Source organism: Mycobacterium sp. PDNC021, assembly GCF_048282635.1.
Lineage (GTDB): Bacteria > Actinomycetota > Actinomycetes > Mycobacteriales > Mycobacteriaceae > Mycobacterium > Mycobacterium llatzerense.
The window spans coordinates 2,795,369-2,818,146 of sequence record NZ_CP182502.1; the positions used below are offsets into that span (position 1 = coordinate 2,795,369).

22 protein-coding genes are annotated in these 22,778 nt (G+C 66.3%); 14 read left to right on the plus strand and 8 right to left on the minus strand.

What is annotated here, in order from left to right; translation table 11 throughout:
• Positions 1 to 43: 43 nt before the first annotated feature.
• Entirely contained in the window at positions 44 to 1,222 is a 1,179-nt protein-coding gene (locus ACNO8X_RS13235) for an NAD(P)/FAD-dependent oxidoreductase (RefSeq protein ID WP_418005657.1), read from the minus strand.
• A 252-nt stretch (positions 1,223 to 1,474) separates the two neighbouring features.
• Between ACNO8X_RS13235 and ACNO8X_RS13240 the strand changes: the two genes are divergently transcribed.
• The 3 genes from ACNO8X_RS13240 (at position 1,475) to nrdF (ending at position 4,912) form a co-directional block, all read left to right on the plus strand.
• Positions 1,475 to 2,209 (plus strand): TetR/AcrR family transcriptional regulator, encoded by a 735-nt coding sequence (locus ACNO8X_RS13240; RefSeq protein ID WP_043985139.1) that lies wholly within the window; start codon positions 1,475 to 1,477, stop codon positions 2,207 to 2,209.
• A 94-nt stretch (positions 2,210 to 2,303) separates the two neighbouring features.
• Entirely contained in the window at positions 2,304 to 3,815 is a 1,512-nt protein-coding gene (locus ACNO8X_RS13245) for a flavin-containing monooxygenase (protein WP_418005658.1), read from the plus strand.
• A 134-nt stretch (positions 3,816 to 3,949) separates the two neighbouring features.
• Positions 3,950 to 4,912: a class 1b ribonucleoside-diphosphate reductase subunit beta gene (gene nrdF / locus ACNO8X_RS13250; protein ID WP_418005885.1), complete on the plus strand. Its 963-nt coding sequence runs from the start codon at positions 3,950 to 3,952 to the stop codon at positions 4,910 to 4,912.
• An 86-nt stretch (positions 4,913 to 4,998) separates the two neighbouring features.
• On the opposite strand, the gene ACNO8X_RS13255 is transcribed toward nrdF, so the two are convergent.
• From ACNO8X_RS13255 to ACNO8X_RS13280, 6 genes are all read right to left on the minus strand, one after another.
• The gene (locus ACNO8X_RS13255) at positions 4,999 to 5,475 is read right to left on the minus strand and encodes a hypothetical protein (protein ID WP_418005659.1); all 477 of its coding nucleotides are present in this window, start codon (positions 5,473 to 5,475) and stop codon (positions 4,999 to 5,001) included.
• 64 nt (positions 5,476 to 5,539) lie between these two features.
• Entirely contained in the window at positions 5,540 to 5,734 is a 195-nt protein-coding gene (locus ACNO8X_RS13260; protein WP_418005660.1) for a hypothetical protein, read from the minus strand.
• Positions 5,735 to 5,774: 40 nt separating this feature from the next.
• Positions 5,775 to 7,226 (minus strand): LLM class flavin-dependent oxidoreductase, encoded by a 1,452-nt coding sequence (locus ACNO8X_RS13265; protein WP_418005886.1) that lies wholly within the window; start codon positions 7,224 to 7,226, stop codon positions 5,775 to 5,777.
• 177 nt (positions 7,227 to 7,403) lie between these two features.
• The gene (locus tag ACNO8X_RS13270; protein WP_418005661.1) at positions 7,404 to 8,453 is read right to left on the minus strand and encodes an NAD(P)-dependent alcohol dehydrogenase; all 1,050 of its coding nucleotides are present in this window, start codon (positions 8,451 to 8,453) and stop codon (positions 7,404 to 7,406) included.
• Between the two features lie 156 nt (positions 8,454 to 8,609).
• Positions 8,610 to 8,885 carry a YciI family protein gene (locus tag ACNO8X_RS13275; RefSeq protein WP_260941843.1) on the minus strand — a complete coding sequence of 92 codons (276 nt, stop codon included), beginning with the start codon at positions 8,883 to 8,885 and terminating at the stop codon, positions 8,610 to 8,612.
• Positions 8,886 to 8,951: 66 nt separating this feature from the next.
• A complete protein-coding gene (locus ACNO8X_RS13280) occupies positions 8,952 to 9,638 on the minus strand; it encodes a TetR/AcrR family transcriptional regulator (protein ID WP_418005662.1) in 687 nt (228 codons plus the stop codon).
• A gap of 223 nt (positions 9,639 to 9,861) precedes the next feature.
• On the opposite strand from ACNO8X_RS13280, the gene ACNO8X_RS13285 reads away from it, so the two are divergent.
• The 11 genes from ACNO8X_RS13285 to ACNO8X_RS13335 are packed head-to-tail and all read left to right on the plus strand — an operon-like array spanning position 9,862 to position 21,491.
• Positions 9,862 to 11,847, plus strand: coding sequence for a dipeptide ABC transporter ATP-binding protein (locus ACNO8X_RS13285; protein ID WP_418005663.1), 1,986 nt, complete (start codon positions 9,862 to 9,864; stop codon positions 11,845 to 11,847).
• Complete coding sequence (locus tag ACNO8X_RS13290) at positions 11,847 to 12,713, plus strand: ABC transporter permease (protein WP_418005664.1); 867 nt, start codon at positions 11,847 to 11,849, stop codon at positions 12,711 to 12,713. Before ACNO8X_RS13285 ends, ACNO8X_RS13290 begins: the two co-directional genes overlap by 1 nt.
• A 55-nt stretch (positions 12,714 to 12,768) precedes the next feature.
• Entirely contained in the window at positions 12,769 to 13,773 is a 1,005-nt protein-coding gene (locus ACNO8X_RS13295; RefSeq protein ID WP_418005887.1) for an ABC transporter permease, read from the plus strand.
• Complete coding sequence (locus ACNO8X_RS13300) at positions 13,774 to 14,427, plus strand: cysteine hydrolase family protein (RefSeq protein WP_418005665.1); 654 nt, start codon at positions 13,774 to 13,776, stop codon at positions 14,425 to 14,427.
• A complete protein-coding gene (locus ACNO8X_RS13305; RefSeq protein WP_418005666.1) occupies positions 14,424 to 16,034 on the plus strand; it encodes an ABC transporter substrate-binding protein in 1,611 nt (536 codons plus the stop codon). Before ACNO8X_RS13300 ends, ACNO8X_RS13305 begins: the two co-directional genes overlap by 4 nt.
• A complete protein-coding gene (locus ACNO8X_RS13310; RefSeq protein WP_418005667.1) occupies positions 16,034 to 16,864 on the plus strand; it encodes an N-acyl homoserine lactonase family protein in 831 nt (276 codons plus the stop codon). Before ACNO8X_RS13305 ends, ACNO8X_RS13310 begins: the two co-directional genes overlap by 1 nt.
• Positions 16,864 to 18,162: an allantoinase AllB gene (gene allB / locus ACNO8X_RS13315; RefSeq protein ID WP_418005668.1), complete on the plus strand. Its 1,299-nt coding sequence runs from the start codon at positions 16,864 to 16,866 to the stop codon at positions 18,160 to 18,162. The genes ACNO8X_RS13310 and allB overlap by 1 nt, the downstream gene beginning before the upstream one ends.
• Positions 18,159 to 18,920, plus strand: coding sequence for an aspartate/glutamate racemase family protein (locus ACNO8X_RS13320; RefSeq protein ID WP_418005669.1), 762 nt, complete (start codon positions 18,159 to 18,161; stop codon positions 18,918 to 18,920). Before allB ends, ACNO8X_RS13320 begins: the two co-directional genes overlap by 4 nt.
• Positions 18,917 to 19,930, plus strand: a complete 1,014-nt coding sequence (gene alc, locus ACNO8X_RS13325; protein ID WP_418005670.1) for an allantoicase — start codon at positions 18,917 to 18,919, stop codon at positions 19,928 to 19,930. Before ACNO8X_RS13320 ends, alc begins: the two co-directional genes overlap by 4 nt.
• Positions 19,927 to 20,457, plus strand: coding sequence for a hypothetical protein (locus ACNO8X_RS13330; RefSeq protein ID WP_418005671.1), 531 nt, complete (start codon positions 19,927 to 19,929; stop codon positions 20,455 to 20,457). Before alc ends, ACNO8X_RS13330 begins: the two co-directional genes overlap by 4 nt.
• Positions 20,454 to 21,491, plus strand: a complete 1,038-nt coding sequence (locus ACNO8X_RS13335) for an isopenicillin N synthase family dioxygenase (RefSeq protein ID WP_418005672.1) — start codon at positions 20,454 to 20,456, stop codon at positions 21,489 to 21,491. The genes ACNO8X_RS13330 and ACNO8X_RS13335 overlap by 4 nt, the downstream gene beginning before the upstream one ends.
• Here the strand turns inward: ACNO8X_RS13335 and ACNO8X_RS13340 are convergent.
• Positions 21,488 to 22,591 (minus strand): ABC transporter substrate-binding protein, encoded by a 1,104-nt coding sequence (locus ACNO8X_RS13340; RefSeq protein WP_418005673.1) that lies wholly within the window; start codon positions 22,589 to 22,591, stop codon positions 21,488 to 21,490. The two genes, ACNO8X_RS13335 and ACNO8X_RS13340, sit on opposite strands and share 4 nt — an antisense overlap.
• Positions 22,592 to 22,778 lie beyond the last annotated feature (187 nt).

Sequence of the window (22,778 nt, forward strand, 5' to 3'; positions counted from 1 at the left end):
CACGCTAAATGCGAAAAACCATGCGGTAAGTGGCCATTCGGCGCTAGGTGTGCGCCGGCCCCTCGGCCTTCTTGTACAGCGACTTGAGCAGCAGATCGCGGAAGGCACGGCTGTCGACCGCTCTGCGCCCGGCGCCGGCCACCATCGGGATACCGGCCAGCTTGTGGAAGAAGCGGCCGCGCCGGTATTCGCGGCCCCACGCGGATTCGATGCGCTGCTGGTAGTTGGTGAAGTCGTCGGGACTGCCGTTCATGAGCGCAGCGATGGCGCATTCGCCTGCGGCCAAACCGGATTCGAGCGCCTTGGAGATGCCGGCACCGGAGGCGGGTTTACCGGCGCCCAGCGCGTCGCCGGCGAACAAGACCCCGGGCCGCCACGGCGGCCACGTGGTGAACCCCATCGGCAACCGCCAAGCCCGCACGCTCTTGTTCTTCTTCAACGCGTCGATCGACGGCAGATCCCAGTCGCGCGGCAGCGTGTGCAGAAAGTCACCGAGGAACCGGGTCGCATTGATGGCCTGCCAGTTCCGGTAGCTGTTTACATAGCCGAGCCCAATGTTGAAGGCGCCGTTGCCCATTGGGAAAACCCAGCCGTAGCCGGGCAACTGGTCGCCATCGAAGATGAGCTTGAGATAGATCTCCAGGGCATCGGAGTCGGGACGGTCGGCCGGCATCTCGGCACGAATCGCGATCGCCGAATAGCCCTGGTAATCGGACTCGACATGCAGCGCCCGTTTGATCGGTGAGTACGCACCGTCGGCCGCGATGACGGCGTCGCCGTGCACGGTCTCGCCGTCCTTGAGGACGACACCTGTGACCCTGCCGTCGTCATTGCACTCGACGCCCGACACCTCGGTGTCCTCGCGCACTTCCGCGCCCGCGGCGGCGGCGTGGCCGAGCAGCAGCGCGTCCAACCGGGTACGGCTGACGGTGCAGCCGTGGTCGGGCATGCCAGGGCGGCGGGGGAATGACAGCTCCCACCGGTGTGGGCTGAACACCGTGACCCGGTTGATCTGGTGGAACTCGGCGACCTGTTTCGCCAGGCCCATCTTCTGCAGGTAGCTGACCCCGCGGGCGGTCAGGCCGTCACCGCACGGCTTGTCGCGCGGGAACGTGGCTTTGTCGAGGACGACCACACTCGCGCCGGTCTGCGCGGCTTGCCAGGCAGCGGCCGATCCCGCCGGACCTCCGCCGGCAACGACGACGTCGTACCGCTGCACCATGTGATCAGTCCCTGTCAGGCCGGTACTTTCGGGCGGGGCCTGAGGCTGATGCTACGCGCGAAGCCTGTCGGTCGCCTGGGTGCGACGACGTGCCGGCGCATGTGACGTTCGCCGCGCCGGGCAGTCTGAGCAGGTCAGAATTGCCTGGCCCGGTACAGTGGCTGGGTGCGCAGGCCATCTCTTCCACGTACCGGCATCCAGGCCGGGGTGAAAGTTCCTGGTGTGCCGGGCGTGAACGTTCCCTCGGTCACCGTGCAGGTGAAGGTCACTCCGCCCAAGGGTGCGCCCGAGAAGGTCGATGCGCGCAGCGAACGCTGGCGCGAACATCGGCTGAAGGTCCGCGAGGAGATCGTCGACGCCGCGTTCCGCGCGATCGACCGGCTCGGCCCGAACGTCAGCGTGCGGGAGATCGCCGAAGAGGCCGGTACGGCCAAACCCAAGATCTACCGGCACTTCGCCGATAAGTCCGACATGTTCTCGCAGATCGGCGAGCGGATGCGGGACATGTTGTGGGCGGCCGTCATTCCGTCCATCGACATCGAGCACGATTCGACGGGGCAGATCATCGGCCGTGCCGTCGAGCACTACGTCGACCTGGTGGACCAGCACCCCAACGTGGTGCGCTTCCTGCTGCAGGGTCGGTTCGCCGACCAGTCTGCCGCCGCGATGACGACCGTCAACCGGGGCCGCGACATCACCCTGGCCATCGCCGCCATGATCAGCGGCGAGCTCAAGGACATGGACCTGGACTCGGCGATCTTCGAGCTGGCCGCGTTCACGCTCTTCGGCGCGGCCGCGTCGGCGACCGACTGGTGGCTCGGCGGCAGTGACGACACCCCGCGCCGGCTGCCCCGTGACCAGTTCGTCGCGCACATGACCACGATCATGATCGGTGCCATCAACGGCACCGCCAGGCTGCTCGGCATCCGGTTCGACCTCGACCTGCCGGTGCACGACGCGGTGCGCCGCGAAGAATCCGTCGGCTGACAATCCGGTCCTGACGTGGTGCGTTGACACCGCGTGGGTCTGACCGGAGACTGTGAAGTATCCGGTACCGCCGTTCCCAGGAAAGAGCAGGTTCATGACGGTCTCCGAGCAGTCTGCCGACATTGACGTCGCCGCCGAGCCCATCGTCACGCGGGCGGTGATCATCGGGTCCGGCTTTTCCGGGTTGGGCATGGGCATCGCGCTGCGGAAGCAGGGCTTCGGTGAGCGCGACTTCCTGATCCTGGAGAAGGCCGGCGAGGTCGGCGGCACCTGGCGCGACAACACCTACCCGGGCTGCGCGTGTGACATCCCGTCGCACATGTACTCGTTCTCCTTCGAGCCGAAGGCGGACTGGACGCACATGTGGTCGTTCCAGCCCGAGATCTTCGACTACCTCAAGGGCGTTACCGACAAGCACGGGCTGCGCCGCAACATCCGCTTCAACACGCACGTCGACCGCGCGCACTGGGACGAAGACGAACGGCGCTGGCACATCTACGACAGCAGCGGCCAGGAGTACGTCGCGCAGTTCCTCATCTCCGGGGCCGGCGGATTGCATATCCCGTCCGTCCCCGAGATCGACGGCAGTGACGAATTCGCCGGTGCCACTTTCCATTCCGCGCAGTGGGACCACAGCGTCGACATCACCGGCAAGCGCGTCGCGGTGATCGGCACCGGTGCCAGTGCCATCCAGATCGTGCCCGCAATCGTCGACCAGGTGGCCGAGCTGCACCTGTACCAGCGCACCCCGGCCTGGGTCATGCCTCGGCCCAACAACGCTTTTCCGGAGTGGATGAAAGACACCTTCCGCCGGGTGCCCGGTGCTCGCGCGCTGATGCGCGCCGGCATCTACTGGATCCACGAAGGCGTCGGCTTCGCGATGACCAAACAGCCGCGACTGCTCAAAATCGGTGAGCTGCTGGGCAAATGGAACATCAACCGCAGCGTCAAAGACCGGGAACTGCGTCGCAAGCTCACCCCGAACTATGTGGCGGGCTGTAAGCGGATCCTGAACTCCGACACCTACTATCGCGGCATCGCCAACCCCAAGACGCAGGTGTTCACCGAGGGCATCGAGCGGATGACGGCCAACGGCATCGTCACCCGCGACGGCGTCGAGCATCCGGTCGATGTGGTGGTGTGGTGCACCGGTTTTCACGTCACCGACTCGTACACCTACGTCGACATTAAGGGCCTCGGGGGAGAGGACCTGGTCGACCGGTGGAATCGCGAGGGCATGGCGGCGCACCGCGGCATCACCGTGGCGAACATGCCGAACCTGTTCTTCCTGCTGGGGCCGAACACCGCGCTGGGGCACAACTCGGTGGTGTTCATGATCGAGTCGCAGATCCGTTACGCCGCGCAGGCGATCGCCGCGGCGGACAAGGCGGGCGCCGCCGCGCTGATGCCGAGCCGGCGCGCGCAGGACGACTACAACGCCGAGTTGCAGCAGGACCTGGCCGGCACCGTGTGGAGCACCGGGGGTTGCCACAGCTGGTACATGGACGAGCACGGCGTGAACCGCACGCTGTGGAGCGGCATGACCTGGCAGTACTGGCTCGAGACCCGGAAATTCCAGTCGACGGAGTACGAATTCATCCGCTGAATCGGCCTCGCTGGCGCGACACGAAAACACAACTTTTAGCGGTGTTCGTCGAAGGTAAACACCAGGGGTAGTGTCTGTGGTGCCAGCTCGGCAAACACAGTTCCAGGTGAAATGGGGTCACGGTGTCTGAAGGTATGAAGCTGATCGACAGGGCCTCCGCGATCAACTGGAACCGTGTGCAGGATGACAAGGACGCCGAGGTCTGGGACCGCCTCACGGGCAACTTCTGGTTGCCGGAGAAGGTGCCGGTGTCCAACGACATCCCGTCCTGGGGCACGCTGACCGACAGTGAAAAGCAGCTCACCATGCGCGTTTTCACGGGTCTGACGCTGCTGGACACCATCCAGGGCACCGTCGGCGCCGTCAGCCTGATCCCCGATGCGCTGACCCCGCACGAGCAGGCCGTCTACACCAACATCGCCTTCATGGAGTCGGTGCACGCCAAGAGCTACAGCAACATCTTCTCGACGCTGTGCTCGACCGTGGAGATCGACGAGGCGTTCCGCTGGTCGGAGGAGAACCCGAACCTGCAGCGCAAGGCCGAGATCGTCATGAAGTACTACCGGGGCGACGAGCCGCTCAAGCGCAAGGTGGCCTCGACGCTGCTGGAGAGCTTCCTGTTCTACTCGGGCTTCTACCTGCCGATGTACTGGTCCTCGCGCGCCAAGCTCACCAATACTGCCGACATGATCCGGCTGATCATCCGTGACGAGGCGGTGCACGGTTACTACATCGGCTACAAGTACCAGCGTGGCTTGGCCCTGGTCGACGAGGCCAAGCGTGCCGAGCTCAAGGACTACACCTACGAGCTGCTGTTCGAGCTGTACGACAACGAGGTCGAGTACACGCAGGACCTGTACGACGGCGTCGGCCTGACCGAGGACGTCAAGAAGTTCCTGCGCTACAACGCCAACAAGGCGTTGATGAACCTCGGCTACGAAGCGCTGTTCCCGCGCGACGAGACGGACGTGAACCCGGCGATCCTGTCGGCGCTGTCCCCGAACGCCGACGAGAACCACGACTTCTTCTCAGGCTCGGGCAGCTCGTACGTGATCGGCAAGGCCGTCAACACCGAAGACGCGGACTGGGATTTCTAGAAGCGCAGTTCAATGCTGTGATTGCGGGGCGTATCGGCTTGCCGAATGCGCCCCGCAGTTAGTTGGCTCGGCGTTGGTGCAGGCCGTCAGGCCAGCGGCGGCACCGGGTTGATGGTGAACCCGAATTTGGTCAGTGGCTCAAGCGATTTCCGCGCTTCGGGCGAGGCCACTGCGAACGTGATGATCGCCGTCTGATCGCTGACTGCTGACGCGAACAGCGCCATGAAATTCCGCTGCAGCGCCGAGGTCATGTCGCTGTTGGCGGTCCACTGCGAGATCCACAGGCCGTTGGTCAGACCGGGATTCACCGCACTCGCGCAGGTGCCCGCCCGGACCGCGCCCGGCCAGTCGCGGGCGGCGATCGCGGGATCGTCCTGAGTGAAACTGCCCGGCGCACATACGGATTTCTGCCAGTCGTTCAGTACGCCGGTGACGCCGGGGGACACTGGAGCTGGATCGGGAGCCGGATCTGGGTCGGCATGCGCGACGCTCACTGGCAGCAGAGCGATGGCCACGCCGGCGAGAGCCAGCTGGGACAGCGGAACGCGGCAGGTGGACGTCATGGTCAATTTGTAATGCGCCACAACGAACGCCGTCAACTTTTTCATCGACGCGTCAATTAGTCCGCTAGTCCGCGTTCGTCTCCCGGTCGCCGACGAAGGCGAGCAGTGCGGCGTCGTTGGACCGGATCACGTCGACGCGTTCACCACCATCGCACTGGAACAGTCCGATCGTGAGTTCGTGCACGCGGCGACCGATGATCCGCCAGACGCCGCCGGCAAGCTCCCAGCGTTGCAGGACGTCTACCGGATCGTCGGACATGAAGGTGATTGTTCCCGGTACCGCGTCTGCTTGGCGAGTTTCATCGGCCCCGCGCGGGTTGAGCAGCCGTCGACCCCGACGACGACGGCACGGTCGACGGGCGCTCGATGATCGTCGAATTCGGCCCTCCTACCCGGTAACTGGCCCCGCGGTGCTCGTCGGCCAGGCGGTCGCCGTGGCCCAGCAGCTTGTTGCGCAGACTGCCCGGCGCATATGTCGACTGGTAGGCGCCGCGCTCGGTGAGAACCGGGACGACGTGCTCGATGAACTCCTCGAAGGATCCGGGCGTGATCGCGTACGCCAGGTTGAAGCCGTCGACGTCGGTTTCCTCGACCCACTCCTGCAGGGTGTCGGCGACGTGCACGCCGGATCCGACGATGCGCGGCCCCATGCCGCCGATCTCGCCCCACTCGGCGATATCGCGCACGTTCCACTCGCCGCCCTTGTCCGAGGCGGACTGAAATGCCTTGACCGCGGACAGGATTGCGTTGGAATCGACGTTACCGATGGGCTCGTCCAGGCCGTAGCGGGCCAGGTCCACGCCCAACCACCCGGACATGAACACCAGCGCGCCCTCGGGATCGCCGTACGCGAGGTACTCGGCGTGCCGGGCGTGGGCGCCCTCGTCGTTCTCACCGGTGATGATGGTGGTGAGGTTGAAGATCTTGGCTGAGTACGGATCCCGGCCGGCCCACTCGAGTTCGCGGCGAATCGTGGAAACCGTCTCACGCAGAAGGGCTTTGGTAGGCGCCGCGGTGAAGATCGCCTCGGCGTTCTCGGCGGCGAAACGCACCCCGCGCGGCGAGGAGCCGGCCTGGTAGATGACGGGCGTGCGCTGGAGCGAAGGTTCGGCCAGATGCACCCCGGGGACGTTGAAATGTGTTCCGGAATGGCCGATGTGGTGCACCTTCGTTGGATCGGTGAAGACTCCGCGTTCGGCGTCGCGGACCACGGCGCCGTCCTCCCAGGACCCTTCCCACAACTTGTAGAGCACCTCGAGGTACTCGTCGGCATGGTCGTAGCGCGCGTCGTGCGCCGGCTGATCGGTCTGGCCCATGTTGCGCGCGGCGGCAGGTAGATATCCGGTGACGACGTTCCAGCCGACGCGACCGTTGGTGAGGTGATCCAGCGTCGACATCCGCCGGGCGAAGGGGTACGGATGCTCGAATCCCGTGCCGGTGGTGATCCCGAAGCCGAGATTCTCGGTGACCAGGGCCATGGCCGATACCAACAGCATCGGATCCCCGACGGGGATCTGCGCGGCCTGCCGGATCGCTGCTTCATCGCTGGCTCCGTACACGTCATACGTGCCGAGCACGTCAGCGATGAACAGACCATCAAAACGACCGCGTTCCAACAACTTCGCCAGTTCGGTCCAGTAGGTGATGTCCTTGTACCGCCAGGACTGATCTTCTGGATGGCGCCACAGGCCGGGGGACTGGTGGGCGACGCAGTTCATGTCAAAGGCGTTGAAGCGGATAACGCGGGTCACCATGCCGAGGATGCCGGGACGGCAGTGCTTGGCCACCGGTTGTGCTCAGAGGGATTTCAGGAACGCGTCCAGTGGTGGGTTGACCCCGGGTGTCAAAGACGGCCGATAACGCGTTACGCCGAGGATTGCGGTCACTATTCGACCGCAATCCTCGGCGTTGACGAGGGGAACCCGCGGCTAGATGGTCGCGGTGTCGATCACGAAGCGGTACCGCACATCACTGGCGATGACGCGCTCGTAGGCCTCGTTGACATACGACGCGTCGATGATCTCGATCTCCGGGGTGACGTCGTGCTCGGCGCAGAAGTCCAGCATCTCCTGGGTCTCGGGGATGCCGCCGATCAACGAACCAGCGAGGGTGCGACGCATGCCGACCAGCGGGAACACCGGCACCTCGAGCGGCTTCTCCGGCGCGCCCAGCTCGACGAGCGTGCCGTCGGACTTGAGCAGGTTCAGGTACAGGCCCATGTTCAGGTTCGCCGACACGGTGTTGATGATGAGGTCGAAGCTGCCGGCCAGCGTGCGGAAGGTGTCCGGGTCGTTGGTGGCGTAGTAGTGGTGCGCACCCAGGCGCAGGCCGTCTTCCATCTTCTTGAGCGACTGGCTCAGGACGGTGACCTCGGCGCCCATCGCGACCGCGAGCTTCACGCCGACGTGGCCCAAGCCGCCGAGGCCGACGACGGCGATCTTCTTGCCCGGCCCGGCGTTCCAGTGCCGCAGCGGCGAGTACAGCGTGATGCCGGCGCAGAGCAGGGGAGCGGCCTTGTCCAGCGGGATGCTGTCCGGGATGCGCAGCACGTAGTTCTCGTCGACCACGATGGCGGTGCTGTAGCCGCCGTAGGTGGGGGTGCCGTCGCGGCCGGTGGCGTTGTACGTGCCGATGTTGCCGCCCTTACCGGTGCAGTACTGCTGCAGTCCGGCCAGGCAGTTCTCGCACTCACGGCAGGAGTCGACGAAGCAGCCGACGCCGACGTGGTCGCCGACCTGGTACTTGGTCACCTCGGAGCCGACGGCGGTGACCACACCGGCGATCTCGTGACCGGGTACGACGGGGTAGTTGGCCGGGCCCCATTCGGACTTGACGGTGTGGATGTCCGAGTGACAGATGCCCGCGAACTTGATGTCGAATGCCACGTCGTGCGGGCCGATGTCACGGCGCTCGATGGTGGTCTTGGTCAGCGGGCTGGTCGCTGAGGTCGCGGCGTAGGCGGAAACAGTCGTGGTCATGCTTTGTCAGTCCTCTTCATTCTCGGCTTGCCTAGCGGCGTGTACCTAACGCAAAAGATTAGCGAAGGTAACGAAATGAGGGCAATTGTGAAGCCCTGACCACACTCAACGGCAGCCGGGGCGGAACTAATCCCGGATTCGGCTGTGAATTGCGCGCTACAGTCCGGCGGCGCGGAATCCGGCGTTGAAGCTGACCCGCTCGTAGCTGGCGACGCCGGCGTGCACGTACGGGTCGGAGGCGGTGAGGGCGTCGGCTTCTTCAGCCGACATGTCCGAGGCGATCAGCACGGCGCCGCCCTGCGACTCCAGCCGGCCGGCCAGCAGGATGCGGCGTTCCTCGACCAGCTTGCCAAGCCATTCCAGATGCGCCGGCCGCGACTGGTCGACGACGTCGAGGGGCTGGGTGTACGTGATGTTCAGTACGTGAAACACGCTACGAGGCTATCCGGCAGGGCTGGTGACGGTGGACGGGCGTCGCGTTCCGGGCGGAAGTGAGGTTCATGCCGGCTGATGACCGCCGGTGTGTAGCTCGATGACTTGGCTGGTGCGCTTGCGCAGTCCGGGTGTCTCGGCGTCGAGGACGCCCAGTACCCGCACGCCGGCATCGGCGACGTGCATGGGTAATTCCGATCGCCGCGGGCCGTGCGGCACCGACCACATGTTGACCAGGGATTCGACCAGCCGAAACGGTAGATCGGCGGCGGCCGGATGCACGCCGGTCCGCTCCAGCACTCGCTCGCTCTGTGCCAGGTAGTGCAGTCGAAGCCGTTCGCGATCGGACCAGAACGGCTCGAGACGGTCGGCGCGCACCTCGGGAAGCAAATAGAGTGCGCCCAAATTCCAGTTGCCACTGAGCAATTGGTCTCCGTCGAAGGCTGCGAGTGCGTGCAGGTGTTCAGTGGCGGTCAAGGTCGGGGCGGCGTCCGTCAGGGTGGTGATGAACGCCAGTGTCGGTGTGACGGTTTGGCTCAGCAGGGCGCACAGGATGTCGTCTTTGGTCTTGAAGTAGTGATACAGCGAGGCCTGCCTGATGCCGACCGAGTCGGCAATGGTTCTCGTGGACGTGCCCGTGTATCCCAACGTGGTGAACAATTCGCTTGCCGCATCGAGTATTTCGTCTCGTGCGGTGATGCCCGGACGACGTTGCGTGTGCAGCCGTGGTCGTCCGGTGCGGGTGATCGACATCCATTCATCGTGGTCCATCGTGGCGCCGACCGGTATCGCCGCCCGTATCTGTCATGCGACAGAAACATGCGATATGCCGCGGTTACTCAGGCGAGCGAGTTGCTTACATCGTGCTTACCCAGGCGATACCAGGCGGGCTCGTCCGAAGGGAAAACTGTCAACTGACAGGCCAGCGGTTCGCAGACGTACCAAGGCGTGGCGATGACAATGCGGGAGAGCGCTCATGGGCACCGCTGTATCTGTACTGGACGCGTCGCAGGCGCGCCCCGCGGCATCGCCGAACCCCGACGCGGTGGCAACGGTCACGGGCTTGCATGTCACCTTTCGGCGTAATGGGCGCGAGGTGCACGCGCTACGCGGTGTGTCGTTGGCGGTGTTGCCCGGTGAAATCCTGGGATTGGTCGGCGAATCAGGCTCGGGCAAAAGCGTATTGGGATTCGGCATGCTCGGACTGCTGCCGGCGTCGGCCCGAATCGACGGCAGTATCTCGGTCGCCGGTTCGGACATGGTGCACGGTGACGCCAAGGCGCTGCGCACCGTTCGTCGGCTCGATCTGGGCGCGGTGTTCCAGGACCCGATGACGTCGTTGAATCCGACGATGCGGATTGGCAAGCAGGTCGCCGAGGCCGCCGGCAGCGCCGACGAAGCGCTGCGCCTGTTGACCGCGGTCGGCATCCCCGACCCGGCGCGGCGGATGCGTGCCTATCCGCACGAACTTTCCGGCGGTCTGCGGCAGCGGGTCATGATCGCCATCGCGATCGCCGGCAACCCGGACCTCATCATCGCGGACGAGCCGACCACCGCACTCGACGTCACCGTGCAAGCCCAGGTACTCCGGCTGCTGCAGCGGCTGCGCGACGAAATCGGTTGCAGCATCGTATTCATCACTCACGACCTCGGGGTGGCGGCCCAAATTTCCGACCGCATCGCGGTGCTCTATGCGGGCCGGATTGCCGAGGTCGGCCCCACCGCAGAGGTCCTCGGTTCGCCCGCTCACCCGTATACCCGCGGACTGCTGCGTTCACGGTTGACGTTGCAGACCGCCCGTGACACGCGGCTTGCCGCGATGCCGGGGTCGGTACCGAGTGCGCTGACGCCGTTGCCCGGATGCGCATTCACCCCCCGCTGCGAGCATGCCACCGACGATTGCGCGAAATCACCGCCCGAGCCGGTTTCCGTCGGTGCCGGCCGGGTCAGTGCCTGCCTGCTGACACCGGAGCAGCTGCCGGACGAGCGTGAGCCGGGCCCCGTCGACATGCCGGAACCCGTTGTCGGACAGCCGATCAGTGCGGCCGACGCAGAGCTACCCGCCGCCGTCACGGTGACTGACGTGACCAAGACCTTTGCCGTCGCGCCGCACGGCAAGCTGCAGGCATTGCGCGGCGTGCGGCTGCAGGTGGGACACGGCGAATCGCTGGCGCTGGTGGGGGAGAGCGGCTCGGGGAAATCCACCCTGTTGCGCGTGATCGCCGGCCTGGAGAAGGCGACCACGGGCAGTGTGGAGGTGGCCGGCGAGCAGCGACCGCAGATGGTGTTCCAGGACGCGGGCGCGTCACTCACCCCGTGGCTGTCGGTTGGCGAGTTGATCTCCGAGCGATTGCGCGGCGCGAAACTCTCCCGGGCCGCCAGACGCGATGCCGTCATCGAGGTGCTTGCCCGAGTCGGGCTGCCCGCCGAGGTGGCGAAATCGCGTGCCGGTCAACTGTCTGGTGGTCAGCGCCAACGGGTTTCGCTGGCCCGCGCGACCATCGTGCCGCCCGCGGTGCTGTTGTGCGACGAGCCGACGAGTGCGCTGGACGTATCACTGGCAGCCTCGGTGCTCAACCTCATCGGCGACCTGCGCCGCAGTCTGGACATGTCGGTGGTCTTCGTGACACACGACCTGTCGGTCGCCCGCGTGGTGGCCGATCGAATCGCCGTGATGTACCTGGGCCGCATCGTGGAGATCGGGCCGGCCGAACAGGTCATCGGAGATCCGACGCATCCGTACACCCGCGCGTTGGTCGATGCGATTCCCGACCTCGGACGCGAATCACGGGTATTGCCAGGCGAACCCGCAAGCCCGCTGTCACCGCCGACGGGATGCGCGTTCCATCCGCGGTGCCCGATCTCGGTCGACGCGTGCAGCGGCGACGAACTCGATGTCCGACTCGTGGGGAAGGCCGGTGGCGCACACCAGGTGGCCTGTATCGAAAAGAAGGTGCCCTGATGGCTGTCGCGCTCTCCGCCCCGAGCCTGGTCCGCGGCCGGCTGCGCCTGGCCCTGCCGCAGTCGCGCTCGATGATCGTGAACTGGGTCGGTTTCTCCCTGGTGATCGTGTTGTCCCTGGTCGTCATCGCGGTGCCACTGCTGGCTCCGCACGACCCGCTGATTCCGGTCGGGATGCCGCTACAAGCGCCGGGCGACCACGGATTCCTGCTCGGCACCGACAGCGTGGGACGCGACATCCTGTCGCGTGTGCTCTACGGCGCGCGGTCGAGTTGGTTGGCGGCACTGGCGGTGGTCGCGCTGGGGCTGCTGATCGGCGGGTTCGTGGGCCTGGTCGCCGGTGCGACGGGCGGTTGGATCGACTCGACGCTGATGCGCATCACCGACGGCTTCCTGTCCCTGCCCGCACCGGTGCTGGCGATCGCGGTGGTGGCAGCGATGGGACCGAGTTTCCTTCACACGCTCATCGCGGTGTCCATCGTGTGGTGGCCGTTCTATGCCCGGCTGGTACGCGGGGAGGTGGCGCGGCTGGCTGCGCGCCCACATGTCGAGGCCGCAAAGCTGGCCGGCGTCAGCCGATTTCGGCTCGCCGGACGGCACCTGCTGCCGGGCGCGGTGCCGGGCGCGCTGGTCGCCGCCAGCCTCGACATCGGCACCCTGATCCTCACCCTGGCCGGCCTGTCCTTTCTCGGACTCGGCCAAGCCGCGCCCGCTCCGGAGCTCGGTGCCGACTCGGCGCGAAACCTGAGTTATTTCCTGCAGCAGTGGTGGATCCCGGTGATGCCGGGGCTGGGCGTGTTGGTGCTGGCTCTGGTCGCCAACATCTCCGGCGACTGCTTGCGCAATTTGATGAAGACGACCGCCTGATGACGATGGGCCGGTTGGGGACACGGAGTGCCTGTGCGAAGAGAGGTCGGCGACCATTAAGACATTCATAGCGTCCCGTCTCGGGGCGATGGTGGCCATCCTGGTCGCCCTCACGGCAGTGATGTTCGTCCTGCAGAACATCTCGCCGCTCGATCCCGTCAAAGCGCAGCTGGGTGCGCAGGCGTCTGCCGATGCGGTGGCTGCTCGGCGGGCAGCCCTGGGACTCAACGACCCTGTCCTGGTGCAGTTCTGGCACTACCTGGTCGGCGCCGCCACCGGCGATCTGGGCACCTCGTATCGGACCCGGCACTCGGTGGTGTCCGATCTCGGGTCGTTCGTTCCGGCCACCCTGGAACTGGCGCTGTGCGGCCTGGCGATCGCCATCGCGCTCGCGGTGCTGCTGGCGTTCAGCACGACCCTGAAGTGGCGCGGCGCCAATGTGCTTCGGGCAGTGCTGTTCACCGGCTCCTCGGCGCCGATGTTCCTGCTCGGCATCCTCGGGCTCATCGTCTTCTATCAGGACTTGGGCTGGCTGCCGGCCAACGGGCGGATCGCGGTGCCGAACCCGCCGACCGGCCCGACCGGCATGCTCACCGTCGACGGTCTGTTACACGCACGGCTCGATGTCGTGGCCGATGCCATGCACCACCTGATTCTGCCCGCGTTCGTCATTGCGATCGGCCCGGCGGTCGCGATCGGCCGGGTACTGCGCAGCAGCCTGCTGGCCGATATCGACAGCGACTACGCGCGGACCGCCCGGGCCAAAGGGTTGTCCGAGACCCGGATCCTGGCCAGGCATGTGCTGCGCAACTCGGTCGGCGCTGCCCTGTCGATGACGGGACTTCAAGTGGGCCTGATGTTTTCGGGGGTCCTGGTGGTCGAGCAGGTGTTCGGCTGGCCGGGTATCGGACAGTACGTCGCGCAGAGCATTCCCGTCGCGGACTTTCCGGCGATCGCCGGCGTCACGCTGATGCTGGGTGCGATCTACGTCGTCATCAACACAGTCGTGGATCTGCTCCAGGCTGCCGCCGATCCACGTATCGCAATCACAGGAGGTTAGATGCCGAAACAGCCGCTCATCGTGGGCAATCCCGTGCTGGTCGTGGTTGACATGCAGGAGTCCGGAGACATGCCGGCCGAACTGGTCGGCATCGCGCACATGACCGGGTACGACGGCCGAATAGCCCGGGCGCAGCGCCTGATCGCCGCGGCACGTGCCGCGCGAATCCCGATCGTGTTCTTCCAAGAGGTGCACCGCCCCAACGGGATCGACTTCGGCCGCGAACTCGACGGCGCCGAGGGAGAGCACTGTGTCGACGGCCGGCCCGGCACGCCGCTGCATCCCGCACTGCGGCCCGACTTCGCCGGACCCAACCACGAGTTCCATATCGTCAAGCGCCGCTATTCCGGTTTCATCGGAACGGATTTCGAGATCGTGCTGTCCGGTCTCAGGGCCTCGACGCTGATCCTCATCGGTGGGCTCACCGATGTCTGCGTGCACTACACGTTCGCCGACGCGCACCAGCGCGACTTCTACGTACGGGTGGTCACCGACTGCGTGGGGGGCTCGTCGGAGTACCGGCACGACGCTGCCCTGGACGCCATGGAGTACCTGCAGTCCGGCGCCATGCGGACCACCGATGAAATCGTCGCCGCCTTCACTGAGATGTCCACCGAATTGTCCGAACCCGCCCTCGAAGGAGTTGCCCGATGATGAAGAGCCACAAGGTCCCCGCTCGCGCACGTGGCGGGTGGCGGTACGCGGCCGCCGGTGCCGCCGTGATGTTGACGCTAAGTGGTTGCGGTGGCTCGAATTCCGGTGGCGGCGGCACCCCGAATGCCGCCCCCACCGACAAAGTGCTACACCTGTCGTTCCTGCAGGATCCGGGCCAGCCGCCGGACCCCGACATCTACTACGCCGGCCAGGGTCTGCTGCTGACCACCAACAGCTATGAAGGGCTGCTGCAATACAAATCCGGCATCGATAAGGCCGTCCTGGAGCCGCTGCTGGCCACCAGTTGGACAGCGTCACCGGACAACAAGGTGTACACGTTCAAACTCCGCGAGGGCGTCAAGTTCCACGACGGCACGCCGTTCACCTCGGCGGCGGTCAAGGCGTCGTTCGATCGCAGGCTGGCGGTCAACCAGGGGCCGGCCTACATGGTCAAAGATGTGGAATCGGTTACCACGCAAGGTGATTACGGCGTCACCATCACGCTCAAGGCGCCGAACTCGGCATTCCTCGACTACCTGGCATGTCCCTATGGTCCCCGCATGCTCAGTCCAGAAGGCCTCAAGAAGAACGGCGCTGCCGACAACGCACAGGCCTACCTGACCACCCATGATCTCGGTACCGGCCCGTTCGTGCTGACGGATGCGGCGGTGGGCTCGCACTACGCACTCGCCGCCTTCCCTGACTACTGGGGGACCAAACCGTATTTCGAGAAGGTCGACATCCCGGTCATCACCGACGTATCGGCGCAGCAGTTGCAGTTCAACAACGGCCAGGTGGCCGCGATCCTGCACGACCTGCCGTCGTCAGCCGTCCAGTCCTATCTGAGCAACAAGTCGTTCGCCAACTACTCGCTGCCGACGATGATGTCGAACTACGTGTACGTCAACCCGCGTAAGGGCATGATGACCGACGTCAAGAATCGCACCGCCGTGATGCAGGCGATCGACGTCGACGAACTGGTCAAGCAGACGTATTTCGGGCGCGGCAAGAAGGCCGAGCAGATTTACCCGCCGAACATGATGGCCGCCGAGTTCGGCAAGCAGTCGGTCCCGCACGATCTGTCTGCGCTGTCCGAAATCGCCGGGAAACTGCCGGCCGATCAGAAGTCCGTCACCATTGGCTACGACTCCAGCAACCCGGATAACCAGCTGATCAGCAACCTGATTCAGACCGAACTGGCCACTGCCGGTTTGACTGCCAAGGTGCAGGCGTACCCCACGTCGGAGATCTATGGCTGGGTCGGTGGTGACGGGCAGGCCGCGCCGGAGATCATGACCTACCTCGGCTGGCCGGATGCGCCGTCGCCGTACACCTGGGGTCACATCTCGTGGGACGCCGACGGTGGCCTGAACTTCTTCGGGTGTTCAGCGCCGCCGGTCAGCGCGGCGCTCGCCGCGGGTCTGCCGAACGCCTCGGCCACCGACTTCTCGACCGCCGGTGTGGAAGCGGTCAAGACGGGCTGCTGGCTGAATGTCGCTGATGTCAACGACTTCATGGTCGCCCAGCCCTGGCTGAAGGGAATCGAACAGGCACACGTCGTCACCAACCCGAACTCGCTTCGCCTGAACGCGCTTTCGGTCGGCTGATGGCAACGCTCGTCGGCAAGCCCGGGGTGCGGCGGATCATCCTGCTGACCCTGGGCTGGGAGGAACTGCCGAAGTCGGTGTCGGTGTACGGCGCGCCACCGGAGGAGCGGATGCGCGAGCCGGTGCCCGGGGTACTGCTGCAGACCGACGGCGGTTGGGTACTGCTCGACACCGGCTTCAACACCGCGCTCATACGTGACCCGGCGCTGTACCGGCGGTACTTCCCGACCGTCGAATACCGCCCGGTGCTGCCCGGTCCCGGCGAGCCCATCGAGCAGCGGCTCGCCGAGGTCGGGGTGGATTTCGATGAGATCCACACCGTCGCCGTCAGCCACCTGCACCACGATCACGCCGGCGGCCTGAAACTGTTCGCCGGCAAGGTGCCGGTACATGCCCAGCGCCGCGAACTCGAGTACGGGCTGTCGAATCATCCTGAGCCCGAACGCAATGCGATCAATCGGGTGGACTTCGACGACCCGAACATCGAATGGCGCCTGGCTGATGGGGAAGCCGAGATAGCCCCGGGGATCACCGCGGTGCCCACGTACGGGCATACGCCGGGTCATCAGAGCTTCGTCGTCCAACTGGACCAGTCCGTCGGCGGTGATGGCTTCGTATTCGCCTTCGACGCGGCTGATCTCACCGAGAACATCGAGCACGAACTCGCCATCGGCGGGTTCATCGACGTCGACCCGCAGGACACCATCGAGCCGATTCGCAAGCTCAAGAAGTTGGCCGCGGATAAGGGGTTCCAGTTGATCCCCGGACATGACCCACATGTCTGGCCGGACCTCACCGAGCATTTCCACCACAGGTTCGGTCCGGTGTGATGCAGTGCGTACTGCGCGCGGATCAGGCACTTGTCGACGGTCATATGCGCCCGGCGTCGATCGGCGTGTCCGGAGGCCGGATCGAGTTCATCGGCCCCGTCGACGCGGATTGCGCTGCCGCCGAAGAGATTCGGATACCTGACACCGCGGTGCTGCTGCCGGGGTTCGTCGACACGCACGTTCATATCGACGATCCGGGCACCGACTGGGAGGGGTTCGACACCGCCACCGCGGCGGCCGCCGCGGCCGGTACCACGACGCTGGTGGACATGCCGCTGGACTGTGATCCGGTCACCACCAGCGTCGCGGCGCTGAATGTGAAAAAGGCCGCGGCCGAGGATAATTGCCACGTCGATATGGGGTACTGGGGCGGCGTGGTACCGGACAACCTGGATCAGCTGGCCCTGCTGCTGCGCGCCGGGGTACGCGGCTTCAAGTGTTTTCTCGCCGATTCCGGCAACCCGCATTTTCCGCACCTGACCCCTGCACAATTCCGGGACGCCATGGCACGCGTCGCCGAACTGGGGTCGGTGATGTTGGTACACGCGGAGAGTCACCGAGTGATCGACGCCGGGCCGGCACCATCGGGTCGCCGATACCGGTCGTTCCTGGCGTCACGCCCGGATGTCGCTGAAGCGGATGCTGTGGCGCTGGTCATCGACACGGCGCGGGAGACCGGGGCCCGGGCGCATGTCGTGCATGTCTCGAGTGCCGCGGTGCTGTCCCGGTTGGCGGCGGCCAAGCGGGCCGGGATTGCGGTGACAGCCGAAACCTGTCCGCATTACCTGACATTCACCGCAGAGGCGGTCCCCGACGGCGGAACTGAATTCGCCTGCTGTCCGCCTATTCGCAACGGAGCCAACCGGGAGATGCTGTGGTCCGCGCTGCACGACGGCACCCTGGATTTGGTGGTGTCGGACCACTCGCCCTGTGCGCCGCAGCTCAAAGCCGGCGGCGATTTCGGCCGGGCTTTTGGCGGGATCAGCTCGCTGCAGCTCAGTCCGCGGGTGGTGTGGACCCAGGCCGCCGCACGCGGTTTCGGGCTCGCCGACCTGAGCCGGTGGATGTCGGAGCAACCGGCGGCCCTGGCCGGCTACAGCGACCGCGGCCGGATCGCGGTGGGAATGCGGGCCGACTTGTGCACTTTCGACCCCGACGTAGAAGAGACGGTGAGCGCGGCCACGCTGCGGCACCGTCACCCAGTGAGCCCGTACGACGGTGTGCGCCTGCGTGGTGCGGTGCTGCAGACGTGGGTGGCGGGCAGGCCCGCGCTGGCCCGGATAGGGGAGTCGGTATGAGAATTCTGGTGCTCAACCCCAACACCTCGGCGGCCATGACCACCGAGATCGCGGATGCCGCACGGGCGGCGGCCCATCCTGGGGTCGAGATCGTCTGCATGTCACCGTATTTCGGGGCGGAGGCGATCGATTCCGCGGCGGAGAGCTATCTGTCGGCGGTCGGGGTGATGGATGTCGTGGCCCGGCTCACCGGGGACGGGGTCTTCGACTTCGACGCGGTCGTGTTGGCGGGATTCGGTGAGCACGGGCGCGATGCGCTGGCGGAGATGCTGACCGTGCCGGTGTTCGACATCGCCGAATGCGCCGCGCACGTCGCCCATCTGATCGGTAGGCGGTTCTCGGTGATCACCACGCTGGCCCGGTCGATCCCTGCCATCGAAGACCGTCTGCTGCTCGCCGGGCTGAACGCGCACTGCGCTTCCGTGCGGGCCTGCGGCCTGGGCACGGCACAGGTGGACGCCGACCCGGCCGGTGCCGTGCAGGCGATCGTCGACGAGGCGGCCCGTGCGATCAGCGAGGACGGCGCCGACGTGATCTGCCTGGGCTGCGCCGGGATGGCCGGTGTGACGGCGGCGATCTCGGCCAAACTCGGTGTTCCCGCCGTCGACGGAGTGGCCGCCGCGGTGGCCCTCGCACAAGCCGTTGTCGGCCTCGGCTTGTCCACCAGCAAGGCCGGGGTTTACGCACCCGGGCCGGACAATCCGCGCAGTCATTGGCCGTTATCAACAGCGCTGGGGTCGGGAGTTCCGGGTTCATGACCGACGTCGATCTCGCCTCCCGCGTCGTCGGAGGCAGCGTGGTGGCGGCCAGCGACGAATCGTTCGGGTTCAAGGAACGGCTCGTCGATCCGGCCGAGCCCGCCTTCGTGCCCGGTACCTACGACCTGCGCGGCGAAGTGGTGGACGGCTGGGAGACCAAACGCCACGCAGGGCGAGACGGTGACTGGGCGATCATCCGGCTGGGTGCCGCCGGCCGGCTGCACTGTGTCGACGTCGACACCCGGTTCTTTTCCGGCAACCACCCGACCGCCTGCGCCATCGACGCCTGCGCACTGGAGCGCACCGAGGATCCGGCGGGCCCCGCCGTGGTGTGGACACCGATAGTGGAAATGACTGTGCTGAAGCCAGATTCGCACAATCTGCTGGCCGTGACAGACCGGCGCCGGTGGACGCATCTACGGCTGCGGTTGCAATCCGACGGTGGTGTCGCGCGGCTGCGCGCCTACGGCGAAGTGGTGCCGAACCCGGCGCTGTGGGCCGGTGTCACCGTCGAGGTGTCGGGCCTCGAGCAGGGCGGGCGCGTCGAATGGTGCAGCGACAGCTTCTATTCCAGCGCCGGCTCGCTGATCGCCCCGAACCGGCCGCACAACATGGGTGATGGTTGGGAAACGCGGCGGCGCCGCGATATCGGGCCCGACACCCACGATGCGGTGATCATCTCGTTCGCGGTCCCCGCCGACCTGCTCCGGATCGAGATCGACACGTCCTACTTCGTGTTCAACGCCAGCCCCGAGGTGTCGGTGCTGGGCAGCCGCTGTGGTGCCGATCGTGAACACGGTTGGGGTCTGGTCGCTTTCGACGTCCCGGTGCTGGCGCGCACGACGCTGATTCCCGATGCGCGACAGGTCTTCCCGGTCGATGTGGCCGGCGTGGCCGCACTGCGCGTGCAGGCCTACCCGGACGGCGGGATCGCCAGGGTGCGGGCACTCGGGGTTCCCACCGCCGACGGGTTGCAGGTACTGCATGACCGATGGGAGGAGAGTTCGTGACCGTGCAGATGACCGAGTGCGCCGGGCTGTGGCGGCGCACCCTGCTGATCGGGGCGGACGGCACCCGGGACGACGAGCCCGGAGTGCTGTGGCTGCAGGGGCTGACGGCGTACGTCGACTCGCGCGGCTTCGCGGGGACGCTGGCGCAGCACGGCGACGTCTTCGAGTGGCATCGTGCCGTAGACGTGGAGCCGCCCGGCCCGTTTCCGGATGCCGGCGTGATGACCTGGGACGGTGAGGTTCTCATCGAAGCCGGTGTGCACGAGAACTACATCGAACATTGGGTCCGCGACCCGGACTTGGACGGTCCGATAGGCGCAGTGTTCCTCTCCGGAGCGGACGGCGCCCAGGCTCTGCTGGTCCGGGCCGGCGGGCTGTTCGGCTGGGCCGATCGTGGCCAGGTGCTCATCGGCACCGTCGGCGATGCCGCCTACCAGCAGCTCGGAATCGTGATGTGCGGCGACGAATTCCAGGCCAACGGCGTGCGCTGGACGGTGGATGAATCGGAAGGAGATTTGAATTCATGAGTGGCATAACGTCATTCACGTCGGTGCCGGTCATCGACATCGGTGGACTGTACTCACCCGAGTGCGCCGAGCAGGAACGGGTGGCTGCCGAGATCGGCCGTGCGGCAGCCGAAGTCGGCTTCTTCTACATCAGTGGTACCGGTATCGACGAGTCGCTGTTCGACGCCATGCTGGCCGCCGTCAAGGAGTTCTTCGCGCTGCCGGTGGACGAGAAGATGCGCAACTACATCGGGCTCTCCCGCTGCCATCGCGGCTACGTGCCGATCGGGGAGGAGGGCCTCGAGGGCACCGTCCCGGACCTGAAAGAAGCATTCGATACCGCGCTCGACCTGCCTGTCGACGACCCGGACTATCTGTCCGGCAACCCGATGCTCGGCCCCAACGCCTGGCCGGAGCTCGCGGGTTTCGCCCCGGCGGTGACTGCCTACTACCAGGCGCTGTTGGCGGTGGGGCAGCGGCTGCTGTGGGCATTCGCGGTGGCGCTCGGCGAAGACCCCGAGGTGTTCTCCCGGCACGCCACCAAGACCCCGAGCCAGTTGCGGCTCATCCACTACCCCTACAACCCGGATGCCAAGGACAGCATCGGGATCGGCGCGCACACCGACTACGAATGTTTCACGCTGCTCAAGCCCACCGCGCCGGGACTGGAGGTGCTCAATGGGGCGGGCGAGTGGATCGACGTGCCGCCGGTGGACGGTGCGTTCGTCGTCAACATCGGCGACCTGCTCGAGCTGTGGACCAACGGCGCGTTCGTGGCGACCAGTCACCGGGTCCGCAAGGTGGCCGAGGAGCGGTACTCATTCCCGCTGTTCTTCAACGTCGACTACTACACCGAGGTCAAGCCGCTGCCGCAGTTCGCCACCCCGGAAGCCAGGAGCCGCCCCACCTTACGGGCCGGCGAGCACCTCTTCGCGCAGACCGCGCAGACCTTCGCCTACCTCCGGCAGCGCATCGAGACGGGCGAGCTGGTGTTGCCCGACGGTTCGCTGGGTCTGGGACAGTTCGGCCAGCAGGCCCTGCAGGAGGTGGACTAGTTGATGGGCGCGTTGAGCCAGTGCAGGTCGTCGAGCATGCCGCGGGCCGCCACGATGCCCTGACCGGTCTGCCACACCTCGTTGTTCACGATGAACACCCGGTTGTCGCGGGTGGCCGCGAGCTTCTTCCAGGCCGGGCTGTCGAGCAGGGTCTTGGCCTGTTCCTTGGCGGCCGGGGAATCGAACGACAGATAGACGATGTCGCCGTCGGCCGACGAGAAATCGGTGCTGGGACGCAGCTTCGAGATGTCGATCTCGTGGTACGGCTTGTCGGTAAATCGTTGTGGCGCAGGCCGATCCGCGCCGATCCGGGCCAGCACGCTGCCGGGGAAGTTGTTCGCGCCCCAGACCCGCATGGTGCCCTCGGTCAGTTGCACCACCGACACCTGGAAATGCGGTGCGTCGTTCTGTCCGCCGACCTTCGAGGCGTCGGCGTTGAATCCGTCGACCAGTGCGCCGGCGGCGACGCCGCGACCCGTGGCCGCACCGACCATGCGCAGATCGTCCTGCCAGGCCGCGCCGGACGGTCCGGTGAGCACGGTCGGCGCGATCGCCGACAAGGCGCCGTAGGTGTCCGACGTCGCCGACGCCTGCGAGCCGATGATCAGGTCGGGATTGGCGCCCTTGATGGCGGCCATGTCGGGCGCGCTCCGGGTGCCCGCCGTCGGCGCGTTGTGGATGACGGTGCCCAGGTACGACGTCTGGCCCGAGGAATCCGTCGGGGTCGCCGCGGCGACGACGCGGGACTGCAGTCCCAGCGCGCACAGCGCGTCGAGTGCGGTGCCCGAGAGCACGACGATGCGCTGCGGGTCGGCCTTGACGTCCGTGTCTCCCGCCGCATGGTGCACCGAGCGCGTCGGCGGGCCGTCCTCAAGTGCTGCTGGGGCCGGCGCGCACGAGTCGTCGGGCCGGCGCTGGTTGCCCAACACGCCGGAGGTTGCGATACGCGTGGTGCTGGTGATGGGAGCTGAGTTCGCCGTCGGCGGGTCGCTGGTGTTGCCCGAACAGCCCGTCAGGACGGTCGCGGCCGCCGCGCTGAGGGCGGTGAGGACCGCTGCGCTCGCGCTGGCCGGCCGGGTACGGGGAGTCGGAAACTGCACGTGGCCGACGGTAACACTCGGGTGGTCCGGCCCAGTTGAGGCGCGGTCGCGGCCGCCGGCGCCACGCCGACGCCGGCGGCCGGTCCAGCCAATTACGACAGTTTGTAGGACCCTCGCCGCAAGGCTGTGCAATGGGGGATAAGATCACCGGCAGACAACATGGGATGCCCCGTGTGCTCGAACTATT